Origin of the sequence: Microbacterium sp. F2 (genome assembly GCF_052274505.1) — a bacterium.
In the GTDB taxonomy this organism is placed as follows: Bacteria; Actinomycetota; Actinomycetes; order Actinomycetales; family Microbacteriaceae; genus Microbacterium.
In genome coordinates this window covers 12,156-24,396 of record NZ_JBNVBV010000006.1, presented here as the reverse complement: position 1 = coordinate 24,396, position 12,241 = coordinate 12,156, and the positions used below count along the sequence as shown (strand labels likewise).

11 protein-coding genes are annotated in these 12,241 nt (G+C 66.8%); 6 read left to right on the top strand and 5 right to left on the bottom strand.

The window, feature by feature from the left end; genetic code table 11:
- Nucleotides 1-41: 41 nt before the first annotated feature.
- The 3 genes from ACQVDU_RS11390 to ACQVDU_RS11380 are packed head-to-tail and all read right to left on the bottom strand — an operon-like array spanning nt 42 to nt 2,904.
- Complete coding sequence (locus ACQVDU_RS11390; protein ID WP_443477173.1) at nt 42-1,253, bottom strand: ABC transporter permease; 1,212 nt, start codon at nt 1,251-1,253, stop codon at nt 42-44.
- Nucleotides 1,250-1,978 (bottom strand): ABC transporter ATP-binding protein, encoded by a 729-nt coding sequence (locus ACQVDU_RS11385; RefSeq protein ID WP_443477172.1) that lies wholly within the window; start codon nt 1,976-1,978, stop codon nt 1,250-1,252. Before ACQVDU_RS11385 ends, ACQVDU_RS11390 begins: the two co-directional genes overlap by 4 nt.
- A complete protein-coding gene (locus tag ACQVDU_RS11380; RefSeq protein WP_443477171.1) occupies nt 1,975-2,904 on the bottom strand; it encodes an efflux RND transporter periplasmic adaptor subunit in 930 nt (309 codons plus the stop codon). Before ACQVDU_RS11380 ends, ACQVDU_RS11385 begins: the two co-directional genes overlap by 4 nt.
- Before the next feature lie 311 nt (nt 2,905-3,215).
- Between ACQVDU_RS11380 and secA the strand changes: the two genes are divergently transcribed.
- Both secA and ACQVDU_RS11370 read left to right on the top strand, forming a co-directional pair.
- Nucleotides 3,216-6,032, top strand: a complete 2,817-nt coding sequence (gene secA / locus ACQVDU_RS11375; RefSeq protein WP_443477170.1) for a preprotein translocase subunit SecA — start codon at nt 3,216-3,218, stop codon at nt 6,030-6,032.
- A 69-nt stretch (nt 6,033-6,101) separates the two neighbouring features.
- Nucleotides 6,102-7,328 carry a pyridoxal phosphate-dependent aminotransferase gene (locus ACQVDU_RS11370; protein WP_300593471.1) on the top strand — a complete coding sequence of 409 codons (1,227 nt, stop codon included), beginning with the start codon at nt 6,102-6,104 and terminating at the stop codon, nt 7,326-7,328.
- Nucleotides 7,329-7,352: 24 nt separating this feature from the next.
- Here the strand turns inward: ACQVDU_RS11370 and ACQVDU_RS11365 are convergent, their stop codons facing one another.
- On the bottom strand, nt 7,353-7,793 hold the full coding sequence (locus ACQVDU_RS11365; protein ID WP_300593474.1) for an Rv3235 family protein: 441 nt from the start codon (nt 7,791-7,793) through the stop codon (nt 7,353-7,355).
- A gap of 128 nt (nt 7,794-7,921) precedes the next feature.
- Between ACQVDU_RS11365 and ACQVDU_RS11360 the strand changes: the two genes are divergently transcribed.
- The gene (locus ACQVDU_RS11360) at nt 7,922-8,509 is read left to right on the top strand and encodes a hypothetical protein (RefSeq protein ID WP_300593476.1); all 588 of its coding nucleotides are present in this window, start codon (nt 7,922-7,924) and stop codon (nt 8,507-8,509) included.
- 18 nt (nt 8,510-8,527) lie between these two features.
- Here the strand turns inward: ACQVDU_RS11360 and ACQVDU_RS11355 are convergent, their stop codons facing one another.
- Nucleotides 8,528-8,809, bottom strand: coding sequence for a helix-turn-helix domain-containing protein (locus tag ACQVDU_RS11355; RefSeq protein WP_292711794.1), 282 nt, complete (start codon nt 8,807-8,809; stop codon nt 8,528-8,530).
- Between the two features lie 98 nt (nt 8,810-8,907).
- Between ACQVDU_RS11355 and ACQVDU_RS11350 the strand changes: the two genes are divergently transcribed.
- Genes ACQVDU_RS11350 through ACQVDU_RS11340 form a run of 3 tightly spaced genes read left to right on the top strand, consistent with a single transcriptional unit; the run spans nt 8,908 to nt 12,226 of the window.
- Nucleotides 8,908-9,531 carry an SAF domain-containing protein gene (locus tag ACQVDU_RS11350; protein WP_300593479.1) on the top strand — a complete coding sequence of 208 codons (624 nt, stop codon included), beginning with the start codon at nt 8,908-8,910 and terminating at the stop codon, nt 9,529-9,531.
- Entirely contained in the window at nt 9,528-10,712 is a 1,185-nt protein-coding gene (locus ACQVDU_RS11345) for an AAA family ATPase (RefSeq protein WP_443477169.1), read from the top strand. The genes ACQVDU_RS11350 and ACQVDU_RS11345 overlap by 4 nt, the downstream gene beginning before the upstream one ends.
- 35 nt (nt 10,713-10,747) lie before the next feature.
- Nucleotides 10,748-12,226 (top strand): sensor histidine kinase, encoded by a 1,479-nt coding sequence (locus tag ACQVDU_RS11340; RefSeq protein WP_443477168.1) that lies wholly within the window; start codon nt 10,748-10,750, stop codon nt 12,224-12,226.
- Nucleotides 12,227-12,241: the final 15 nt, after the last annotated feature.

The following is a 12,241-nucleotide window of genomic DNA, read 5'->3' as shown; positions in this document are numbered from 1 at the left end:
CCTTGATCCTAGAATCGCGCAGCCGTGTTCGGGCTGAGTGGTCACACGCGCAGGGTGTCGATGACGCGTGAGCGCACCGCCACGAGCGCGGGCAGGAATCCCGCCAACGCGCCGATCGCCACAGATGCGATCAGCCCGGTGATCGCGGCACGAACAGGGAAGGGTGGCACATCCTGCAGAGCGCCGAACATGGCGAGCACCATGGGTGTGCGCATGATGGCCACCGCCAGCACGATCCCGACGACACCGGCAACCGCGGTGGCGACGACGCTCTCGAGAAGGACCGCCGTGAAGATCCGGCCGGCGGTGGCTCCGAAGCTGCGGCGAACCCCGATCTCCCGGATGCGCTGACGCATCGCCACGAGCTGGATGTTGACGAGCCCCAGCCCGCCGAGCACGAGGATCAGGACGGCTATCGAACCGGTGACGAGTTCGAACATCGCCGCGGACGCTTGCGCATCGGGACGTGAACCCCAGTCGGTGCGGGTGACCGACACCTGTACCGCGTCCCCGGCCGCGGCGCGGACGTCCGACGCCAGCAGTGCACCGACAGTCGGGACGATCTCTTCGGGCACCCACAGCTCCCAGGTGACCCCGGTATCGGCGGGCAGCGAGTCCACACGGTCCCGGTATCCGTCATAGAGCATCCAGATCTGCTTGTTCTGGTCCCACTCGCCCTCGCGCGGCGCGACGCCGACGATGGGGAACGTGCCTCCCGCGGCGCCAACCACCTCGATCGTCGGATGCGTCGCGAGCGGCGGTGCTCCCAGCGCTGTCCACAGGGGGTAGCTGACCACGACGGGCGGCGCCAGCAGTCCCTCGTCACCCGGCACGAACCAGCGGCCCTCGGCAACTGTCGATCGATGGATGACGGGGTAGGCGGGGTCCACCAGCATCGTTGTGACGGGTCTGACCCACTCGGGAGTCTGTACCTGCAGGGTCACGGATGCCGCCAGCCGCGAAATCGAGGACAGATTGAACCGTGCGGCAGCGCCGGAGACGTCCTCGTTGAAGCTGTCCCAATTCATGGGACCCCCGTCGGTGGCGGATGCCGATACCGAGATCGTGGCGACGCGACCGCCGTATCGGTCTGACTGTTCTGCTGCGGCCTGCCGCTGATACTCGCCCAGTGCGACGACCGCGGTCAGCGCGGCAACCGAGACGGCGATACCGATCAGACTCAGCAGGACTCGCAGCTTGTGATGGCGCAGTTCCGCCCACGCCTCCAGGAGTGCGCCGACAAACCCGCTCATGCTGACACCGCCCCGAGCGCGGTGTCAGCGAACGCCCGATCGAGCTCGACGGGGGAGAGCACGCCGTCTGCCAGTCGCAGGTGCCGTCGTGCACGAGCGGCAACGTGAAGGTCGTGGGTGATCGTCACGAGCGCGGCGGCGCTTTCGGTGGCGATGTCATCGAGCAGCGCCATCACCGCGGCACCGGTCTCGACATCCAGTGCCCCCGTCGGTTCGTCGGCGAGGATGAGAGCCGGACGACGCACGAGGGCGCGCGCTATCGCGACGCGCTGCTGCTCGCCACCCGACAGGCGCTCGGGAGGCGCGTCGAGCCGGTGTGCCAGGCCCACACGGTCGAGCATCGCCGAGGCAAGCTCCCGGCGGCGCCAGAACTGCTTGCCGCTCGCGTATCCGAGCGGCATCTCGACGTTCTCGAGCGCTGTGCGACCGGCAAGCAGGTGAAACTGCTGAAAGACGAAGCCGACATCGCGCCCCCGCATCCGGTCGAGCCGCCCGCGTCGGATGCCGGCGACCGGTGTGCCTCGAAACTCGGCTGTTCCCGAGGTCGGCAGATCGAGCAGGCCCAGGATGTTCAGCAGCGTGGACTTGCCCGAGCCGCTGCGTCCGACGATCGCGACGTGATCTCCTGCCGAGACGGCAAGGTCAACCCCGCGCAGGATGTCGAGCGTCGACTCGTCGGGGAGTGTGACCTGCTTGGTCACACCTTCGAGTCTGACAAGACTCACCAGCTCCACCCCGGATCCTCGCAGAACTGACCACCCATGCCGTCGTCGTAACAGACCGGCTCGTTCGGGGCCGCGAGACCGGGGACGAACTGGCGCACCTGCTCGCCCTCGGTCAGTCCCGAGACGACCTCGACGACGGTGCCATCGCTGACTCCGAGTCCGACTTCCCTTTCCTCGAGGGGATCGCCGGTGCCGGCATCCACCCATACCAGCCCCGTACCGGCTCCGCCGCGCACAGCGGTGACCGGGACCACGAGCGCATCATCGACCGTGGCTACCTGGATGGACAGCTCGGTCCGAAGCCCGGCAAACACCGTCTGATCGGCCGGCACGGCGCACGTGATGCTCGTCGTGCCGTCCTCGGACACCTGGACCGATAGCCCCGTGCACGCAAACGGCGCGGGGCCGCCCTGGATCGTCACTTCCCCCTCGGTCGGGGCGTTCAGCAGTCGATACAGCTGCACCGGCTCGATGGTGCTCTGCACGTGATAACGGGCGGGGCTGAGCGTCGCGATCTCGCCTCCGATGCTCGTCGCCTGGCCTTTGACCACCGCGACGGCGGTCACCTCGCCGGCCTCTGGGGCCAGCACGTCGATCGTCTTGACGGGGTAGGACTGCTTGATCGTCATCAACACCTGACCGGCCGTCACCGTCTGGCCCGGCGCGACCTTGACCTCGCTGACGGTTCCGTCGATCTCAGAGCGCACCGTCACGGCTTCGTCGCGTGCGATCGTTCCCTCAAGGGTCAGTTCGTCGATCACGCTCTGGCGCACGACGGGAACAACGGGCTCGGCGATCTGCCCTCCCGGATCGGCCGATGCTGTCGCGGTATCAGGGAAGAAGGCCATCTTCACGAGTGCCGCGGCGATTGCGCCGAAGACGATCACCAAGAGGATGGGCAACACCCATCGACGCCACACGGCCATAGACACACGCCTTCCATTCGCGACGAAGCATTCCCCCGATACGTGCGGACGGCTTCGTGTGATCCCCCGCGTGCAACCTATCCCGGCCCTGTTGGCCGGGCCAAGCATGCCGGCTGACTGTCGGTGACATTTCAGGGTCTTCCCCGAGAGACTCAGGGTGCACGCCGCGCCGGCGGGGGTGAGCGCTTCCGCTGGGAGCGGACCCAGCGCACGCTAAGGTCACGGCCCGGTAACATGAGTCGGTATGTCCGCGCGCGGTTCGCGCCGGGTCGGCACTCCGGGTGCCGCCGTTGACAGATGGAGAGCTTTCCGTGGCCAATCCTCTCGAGAAACTCCTGCGTGCCGGCGAAGGTCGGCTGCTGCGGCGTTTGCAGCAGGTTGCGAAGGCGGTCAACGCCCTCGAGGACGAGTACTCGCAGTTGACCGATGACGAGCTGCGAGACGAGACCGCGGAGTTTCGCACCCGCTACGAGGCTGGTGAGACGCTCGACAAGCTGATGCCGGAGGCCTTCGCCGCCGTGCGGGAGGCCGCGAAACGGACGATTGGTCAGCGGCACTACGACGTGCAGTTGATGGGCGGCGCTGCGCTGCACCTCGGCAACATCGCAGAGATGAAGACCGGTGAGGGCAAAACGCTGGTCGCAACGCTTCCCGCCTATTTGAACGCGATCGCGGGCAAGGGTGTGCACGTGATCACCGTCAACGACTTCCTCGCCAGCTATCAGGCCGACCTCATGGGGCGCGTGTACCGGGCGCTAGGGATGACAACCGGCACGATCGTGTCGGGACAGACCCCCGAGGTACGCCGGGAGCAGTACCTCGCAGACATCACCTACGGCACGAACAACGAGTTCGGCTTCGACTACCTCCGCGACAACATGGCCTGGCGCCGGGAGGATCTCGTCCAGCGTGGACACTTCTTCGCGATCGTCGACGAGGTCGACTCGATCCTCATCGACGAAGCTCGTACGCCGCTGATCATCTCGGGTCCCTCCGCAGGAGAAGCCAACCGGTGGTTCGCCGAGTTCGCCAAGATCGCTCGGACTCTCGAGCCGGGCGTCGACTATGAGGTCGATGAAAAGAAGCGCACGATCGGCGTGCTCGAGCCGGGTATCGAGAAGGTCGAGGACTACCTCGGGATCGACAACCTCTACGAGTCCGTCAACACCCCGCTGATCTCGTTCCTGAACAACTCGATCAAGGCGCTCGCCCTGTTCAAGCGCGACACGGACTACGTCGTTATGAACGACGAAGTGATGATCGTCGACGAACACACCGGTCGAATCCTGGTCGGCCGTCGCTACAACGAGGGTATCCACCAGGCGATCGAGGCGAAGGAAGGTGTTCCGGTCAAGGCCGAGAACCAGACCCTCGCGACAGTGACGCTGCAGAACTATTTCCGCCTCTACGACAAGCTCTCTGGCATGACCGGTACCGCCGAGACGGAGGCTGCCGAGTTCATGTCGACCTACCAGCTCGGGGTCGTCGCGATCCCCACGAACAAGCCAATGATCCGCAAGGATCAGTCGGACCTCGTGTACAAGAACGAGCCGGCGAAGTTCGCCCAGGTGGTCGAAGATATCGCGAAGCGCCACGAGTCGGGGCAGCCGGTGCTTGTTGGCACGGTGTCGGTGGAAAAGAGCGAGTACCTGTCGCGCCTGCTCGCGAAGAAGGGCATCAAGCACGAGGTGCTCAACGCGAAGAACCACGCGCGGGAGGCCGAGATCGTGGCCCGTGCCGGGCGATTGGGTGCGGTGACCGTCGCAACGAACATGGCGGGTCGTGGAACCGACATCATGCTCGGCGGGAACGCTGAGTTCCTCGCGGTGCAGGAGATGAAGGCGAAGGGTCTCGATCCGGTGGAGACGCCGGACGAGTACGAGGCCGAGTGGGATGCGGTGTACCAGGCCACCCGCGATCACGTTGCCGAAGAGGCCGAGAAGGTCGTGGCCGCCGGCGGCTTGTATGTTCTGGGCACCGAGCGGCACGAGTCGCGCCGCATCGACAACCAGCTGCGTGGTCGTTCAGGCCGTCAGGGCGACCCGGGGGAGAGTCGGTTCTACCTGTCTTTGACCGATGACCTGATGCGGCTGTTCCAGTCCGGGGCTGCCGAGGCCATCCTCTCGCGCACAAACTTCCCCGATGACGTCGCGATCGAATCCGGCATGGTCTCGCGTGCGATCAAGAGCGCTCAGTCGCAGGTGGAGGCGCGTAACGCCGAGCTACGCAAGAACGTGCTGAAGTACGACGACGTCCTCAACCGTCAGCGTGAAGCGATCTATTCGGATCGTCGGCACATCCTCGAGGGAGACGACATCGCGGATCGAGTCCAGCATTTCATCGAGGACGCGATCAGCACGCTCATTGACGACCACACGGGTACGGGTCACACCGAGAGCTGGGACTTCGACGCTCTGTGGACCGAACTCAAGACGCTGTATCCGGTCTCTCTCACGATCGACGAGGTCGTCGCCGAGTCCGGAAGCAAGGGCAAGGTCACTCCCGAGGTCCTCAAGCGCGAGATCATCTCGGATGCTCGCATCGCCTATCAGAAGCGCGAAGAAAGTCTCGGCGAAGCCGCCATGCGCGAGCTCGAGCGGCGCGTGGTGCTTCAGGTCGTCGACCGCCGTTGGCGCGACCACCTCTACGAGATGGACTACTTGAAGGACGGCATCGGCCTGCGCGCGATGGCTCAGCGTGATCCGCTGATCGAGTACCAGCGCGAGGGCTATCAGATGTTCCAGCAGATGATGGGCCAGATCAAGGAAGAGTCAGTCGGCTACCTCTACAACCTGGAGGTCGAGGTGCGTCGCGCCGAGGGCGAGAGCGCCGCCGAAGTCGAGGCGAAGGGTCTGTCTATCGCGCCCGTGGAGGGGCAGCGACTGCAGTATTCCGCGGCCAACGACGCTGGTGAGGTCGAGGTGCGCAACGAACGCGGCCAGGTGCAGCAAGCGGCGACCAGTCGGGCCCGTCAGGCTGCGGCATCCGCGCCCGCGGCGCCGGTCGCGCCGGCGGCTCCCGCCGCGCGAGGCGCATTCGGTCAGCGCACCGATGGCGAAGCGCCGGCGCAGTCAGCCCAGCCGCCACTAAACCGCGCGCAGCGACGCGCAGCCGACAAGAAGAAGTAACCGCAGGGCGCGAGAGCGCGAGCCACGCGCGGTCAGGTGGCCCGGCGGGTGCGGCATTATCCTGAACGGATGACCCACCCCCGGCCGCTCGACCAGTCGAGCAAACTCAAGCACGTCCTCTACGAGATCCGGGGACAGGCCCTGGTCGAGGCCGATCGGCTCGAGGCCGAGGGACACCGGATCCTCAAGCTGAACACGGGAAACCCGGCAGCGTTCGGCTTCGAGGCTCCGTTCCAGATCGTGCGGGACATGATCGAGGCGGTCCCCGAGGCCCACGGCTACAGCGACAGCCGCGGTATCAAGTCAGCCCGACTCGCCGTCGTCTACCGATACGAGCAGGTCCCCGGATTCCCCGCGCTCGACCCCGACGACGTGTACCTCGGGAACGGTGTCTCCGAGCTCATCACGATGACGATGCAGGCCCTCCTGGACGAGGGCGACGAGGTGCTGATCCCGGCTCCCGACTACCCGCTGTGGACGGCGATGACGAGCCTGGGGGGCGGGACGCCGGTCCACTACCTCTCCGATGAGCAAAATGGCTGGCAGCCAGACATCGAGGACATCCGCTCGAAGATCACGGAGCGCACCAAAGCGATCGTTGTCATCAACCCCAACAACCCGACCGGTGCCGTCTATACGCGGGAAGTCCTCGAACAGATCGCCGACATCGCCCGCGAGCACTCTCTTCTGGTCCTCGCTGATGAGATCTATGACCGCATCCTCTTCGACGATGCGACCCACATTCCGATGGCTGCTGTGGCGCCGGATCTGCTGGTGCTGACGTTCAACGGGCTCTCGAAGACCTATCGAGTCGCAGGCTATCGCTCGGGGTGGCTCGCGATCACGGGACCGAAGGATCACGCGGCGGGCTTCCTGGAGGGAATCACGCTGTTGGCCTCGACCCGGCTGTGTCCCAACGTTCCGGCGCAGTACGCCGTGCAGGCTGCGCTGTCGGGAGTCCAGTCGATCGACGCGCTGATTGCGCCCACGGGGCGGTTGCACGAGCAGCGGGATGCCGCCTGGGAGGCCCTGGAGTCGATCCCGGGCGTGAGCTGCGTCAAGCCCGAGGGGGCGCTGTATGCCTTCCCGCGCTTCGATCCGAACGTTTACGAGATTCGCGATGACGCGAAGCTCGTGTACGACTTCCTCGTCGCGGAGAAGGTGCTGCTCGTGCAGGGGACGGGATTCAACTGGCCGACCCCTGACCATGTGAGGATCGTGACGCTTCCCGAGTCTCGCGTTCTCACCGAGGCGATCGAGCGGCTCGGGAACTTCCTGTCGTCGTACCGGCAGTAAGGCGGGTTGCCGTTCGCGGCATCGTCACAGCAGGGCGAGCGAGGTGGTGCGCCACCGGCCGTCCATGCCCTCCAACCGCAGGGCCACCGCACGGGTGCGGGCGGGGCCGCGGACGATGACGACGCCCTCGACGATGCCATCCGCGGGTGAGGAGTGGCGTACGGAAACGATCTGATGCACGGGACGTTTCGCGGGGATGCCGCGGGCACTTCGTGCGCGGGCGGCGAGGTTGGCTCGGGTGACGAGCTTCCGATAGGCATCCTCGGTCAGCCACCTGGCGAGTTGGTCCACTTCGCGAACACCCGCGAAGATCTCCAGGACACCGCGCGAGATGTTGCGCAAGAAGGCCTCGGGATCGGGGAGGTCGGCGGTGCTCGTGCGCTGCGGCGCGAAGTACTGGTTCAGCTCGGCCGCTTCATCTGCCGCGCGGTACGCACGTGCGAAGTTCGGTTGCGTCGTCGCCATGAGATCTCACTCTCGACCGGTAACAGGATGTCGAGAAGTAGAGCACACGGCAGGATGCCGGGTGGGGGCCGGGGCCTCGCTGTGGACAGTTTCTCATCGACTCCTCATCTGGGACGTACGCTCGCCCCGTGCGATGGGACCGGCTGTTCGATGACCTCGAAGCTCAAGCATCCGCCGAGTGGGAAGCAGAGCGCGCAGCCCTCGCCTCCGAGTCTGAGCGGGTGCGCCTGTCGCGCGTATCGCTGCGGGACCGGCTTCTCGTGCTGCGGGATGCCCAGGCTCAGGTTCGGGCGCACCTGAGTGGTGGCGGCGATGTCGAAGGGCGGATCGTTGCGGTGGGAGCCGATTGGTTCGCGCTCGATCGAGGACCGTCCTCCGTCAGCATCGTGCCCCTCGCCGGGCTCATGGGACTACGGATGCCGCACGCCGACCTCCTGCACAGCGCCTCGGGACGTTCGGGGCAAGCCCTCCGTGAGCGGGTGGATCTCGGTTTCGTCCTGCGCGACCTCGCGCGCCGGCGCGTTCCCGTCCTGGTCGAGCTGGTCGTCGGCGACTCCCTGACCGGAACCGTGGACCGAGCCGGTGCCGATCATTTCGATCTTGCCCTTCACGACCTCGATACCCCGCGGCATCCGTCGGCGGTGACCGGCTTTCGGATGGTTCCGTTCGGCGCGCTCGCGCAGCTGATCGTGGCGGCCGGGGACTCGGGGCTCTGACCCGCAGAAGCCCGTGGATCAGTCGGGGTTGCGAATGGCTCCGGTGCCCCACAGCTCGGGGAAACTGGCGGTCTGAGACTGGTGCCACAGCGCCATGCGGCGGGTCTGCTCGACCTGATCGTCGAGGTAGGCCTCGACGCTCGTCTCGTCAATCCGCCACTGCCCGCTCTCGCCCACACGCATCCCGCGGAGCTGTCCGGCCAAGACGAGGGCCACCACGTCATCGACCTCGATCGCGAGCACTTCGGCGACCTGCGAGGGCGTCAACAGGCGCGCGTCGGCAGCGGGGGGATGGGGCATGTCCCCATTATGACGCCGGGTTCGGACAGGGCAGCGCAGCAGCGCACGCTGTGGATAAGCGCGGGAGCCTTTCGCATGCCTCGGCCACCATGGTTCGCATGTTCTCCCCGTCTCGAACGTCCCGGCGCCCCGCGTGGGCCGACCTGCGGTTCCTTGTCGGCATCGTTCTGGTTCTGGCTTCTGTCGGTGGTGTGTGGTTCATCGTGTCGGCGGCGCGTCAGACCGAACCCGTGTACGTCGCCGTCCGGGCGATCGTGCCCGGCGAGCCGGTCGCGGCAGCCGACCTTGCCGTCGTGGATGTTGCTCTGGGAGCTGCATCTGACGCCTACCTGGGGGCTGATGATCTCGGTGAAGGGCTCGTCGCGGCGCGGACGGTCTCGGCCGGAGAGCTCGTGCCTGCTGACGCCCTCGTGACCGACGACAGTACGCGCTCGACGACGGTCGTCGTCCGCAGCGCGGCCGAGGTACCGGGATCCGTCGTGGCCGGATCGACCGTGGAGTTGTGGGCAGCGCCGCGCCTGGATCAGTCGCGCTTCGATACGCCACGCATCCTCGTGGCCGACGCGACAGTCGTCAGCGTCAGCCGGGACGACTCGCCACTGGCAGGGGGAACGGCAGCGGTCGAGCTGGTGATCCCCCGAGCCGATGTCGCCGCCGCGCTTGCTGCGATCGCCGACGGCTCGGCGCTCTCGGTTGTGCCCTGGACTCCGGGGCAGCAATGAGGACGCTCATCGCGCTGGATGAGCCCCACGCGACACGGCTGGCTGACGAGCTGTCGCGGCTCGGATGGGACGTGCTGGCGGTGCCGGTGACGGCGCCCGGTATCGCGGCCACCCGCGGTGGGGTCCACGAGGCCGGCGATCAGGAGCTGGACCTTCTCGTCGTTGCTGCGCGCCACGACACACTCACGCGCGAGCTCGTGACGGCGTGCGATCGGGAGGGGATCCGAATCGTCCCGGTGGGGGAGGGGGAGGCGTCGGCGCGCCTTGCTCAGGCATTCGGACTCGGCGTCCCGATGTCGCCTCGCGCTTCCGGTCGCGAGCTCGTGCGTGCCCTCCGGGATCCGCTGCCGGCTGCTCCCGCTCCTCGGGCAGGGCGACGCGTCATCGCGGTCTGGGGCCCGGCAGGGTCGCCCGGGCGCTCAACGATCGCGATCGAACTAGCAGTGGAGCTCGCCCGCGACCGCGACGTCGCCTTGATCGACGCCGACTCCCACGCGCCGTCGATAGCGTTGGCGCTGGGGCTCCCCGATGAAGGCCCGGGGTTCGCCGCCGCCTGCCGACAAGTGAGTCGTGGTGCTCTGGATGTCGCTGAACTCGATCGCATCGCGCTGCGGCTCGGGCGCGGGCCGCAGATTCTGACCGGCATCAATCGTCCATCACGCTGGCCGGAGCTGCGTGAAGATCGGGTACGCGCCGCCCTCGCGGTGTGCCGCGAATGGGCTGATGACACTGTTGTCGATGTCGCAGCGCCGCTGGACCGCGACGAGGAGATCGTGAGTGATCTCGCGGGGGACAGGCGCAACGCCGCAACGATCGCCGCCCTCCAGGAGGCTGATCTCATCGTCGCCGTGGCCGCTGCGGATCCGGTCGGCATCAGCCGTTTCGTTCGCGGCTACGCACAGCTACGCGAGACAGTGGGAGCGACACCGATCGCGGTGGTCGCCAACCGGCTGCGCCCGGGCTCCCTGGGCATCGACGCCCGCGGTCAGGTACGCCGAAGTCTCGACCGGTTCGCCGGCATCCGTGATGTGTGGTTCGTGCCGCAAGATCCGCGCTCGGCTGACGGTGCGCTCCTGGCCGCCCGCCCGATCGCAGACGTTGCCCGGCGATCCCCGATCGTGTCCAGCGTGCGACGGTTTGTGGCTGAGGCGCTCGCCGTCGATACTCGCAAAGCTGCGTAGTTCGAGCATCCATGCCGGGGCTCTAGGCTGAAACGATGTCGACCCTCAGCGATCTTGTCTATGCCCAGGGGCGTTCCACCGGTGCGGATGTCGAATGGCTCCACCGCCTGGCCGGGGACGGTCAGCTGTTGGCCGATCTCGCGTTCGCCGACATCGTCATCTGGGTTCCGACGACGGATGACTCGTTCGTTGCTGTCGGCCATGCCCGCCCCAGCGGCGCTGCGACCCTGTTCTACCGTGACATCGTCGGGGACCCGGTCCGCCCGCAGTGGCGGACCCAGATCCGCGAGGCGTTCTTCACGGGAATGATCGTCGACTCGGCATCCCCGGACTGGTTCGAAGAGACCCCGACCCGGGTGCGTGCGGTACCGATCGTGCGAGGGGCCGGCTCCGGTCGCACCACGGTGGGAGTGCTGACCCGTCACACCAATCTCGGCGAGACGCGTACTCCCTCGCGGCAGCAGATCACCTTCAACGAGTGTGCCGATGATCTGTTCGGGATGGTCGCCTCGGGTGACTTCCCCGATCTGAGCGCTCCGACAGCGCCACGGCGGGGCGCGCCTCGAGCATCGGACGGTCTTGTGCGCCTCGATGTCGATGGGACCGTGACGTTTGCGAGCCCCAACGCACTCTCGGCGTTCAACCGCATGGGATTCGAGGACGAGCTCGAGGGCGAGTCGCTCGTCGAGGTGACGACGGAGATCCTTCCCGAGAAGCGCCAGTTCGACGAATCGCTTCCGTTGGTGGTGACGGGGCGGGCGCCGTGGCGTGCCGACATCGAGGCGCGCGGGGTGACGGTGAGCCTGCGTACGATCCCCCTTCGCGATCACGGGACGCGCATCGGTGCGATCGTGCTGTGCCGCGACGTCACGGAGCTGCGCCACCAGGAGCAAGAGCTCATCACGAAGGATGCGACGATTCGAGAGATCCATCATCGGGTCAAGAACAACCTGCAGACCGTCGCCTCGTTGCTTCGTATCCAGGCTCGCCGTTCGCATACGGAGGAGGCCCGAGAAGCGCTGACCCAGGCGATGCGTCGGGTTTCTGCGATCGCCGTCGTGCACGACACCCTGTCCGAAGGACTCACGCAACGCGTCGACTTCGATGATGTCTTCGATCGCGTTCTCAAACTCGTCGCCGAAGTGGCAGCCGCGCCGACCACACGTGCGCGGACCCGTTCCGTGGGGCGCTTCGGCACGCTCCCGAGCGAGTACGCGACGCCTCTGGCGCTGGCCCTCACGGAGCTGGTGACGAACGCCGTCGAGCACGGCCTCGCCGGCAAAGAGGGCGACGTCGAGATCGAGGCCGAGCGGGACCCCGAACGACTCCTGGTGCGTGTCCGCGACAACGGCGTGGGCCTGCCGGAAGGGCAGGTCGGCCGAGGTTTGGGCACCCAGATCGTGCGCACCCTCATTCAGGGAGAGCTGGGTGGCACGATCGATTGGCACACGCTCGTCGGAAGCGGCACGGAAGTCACGATCGACATCCCGCTGCGCTACATCGCGCTCGATTGACCGCGGCCTGACGTC

Coding starts and splice junctions, on each gene's coding strand:
- ACQVDU_RS11390 (WP_443477173.1), bottom strand. CDS start 1,253: ATGAGCGGGTTTGTCGGCGCACTCCTGGAGGCGTGGGCGGAACTGCGC.
- ACQVDU_RS11355 (WP_292711794.1), bottom strand. CDS start 8,809: ATGCCCCATCCCCCCGCTGCCGACGCGCGCCTGTTGACGCCCTCGCAG.
- ACQVDU_RS11380 (WP_443477171.1), bottom strand. CDS start 2,904: ATGGCCGTGTGGCGTCGATGGGTGTTGCCCATCCTCTTGGTGATCGTC.
- ACQVDU_RS11345 (WP_443477169.1), top strand. CDS start 9,528: ATGAGGACGCTCATCGCGCTGGATGAGCCCCACGCGACACGGCTGGCT.
- ACQVDU_RS11350 (WP_300593479.1), top strand. CDS start 8,908: ATGTTCTCCCCGTCTCGAACGTCCCGGCGCCCCGCGTGGGCCGACCTG.
- ACQVDU_RS11365 (WP_300593474.1), bottom strand. CDS start 7,793: ATGGCGACGACGCAACCGAACTTCGCACGTGCGTACCGCGCGGCAGAT.
- ACQVDU_RS11370 (WP_300593471.1), top strand. CDS start 6,102: ATGACCCACCCCCGGCCGCTCGACCAGTCGAGCAAACTCAAGCACGTC.
- ACQVDU_RS11340 (WP_443477168.1), top strand. CDS start 10,748: ATGTCGACCCTCAGCGATCTTGTCTATGCCCAGGGGCGTTCCACCGGT.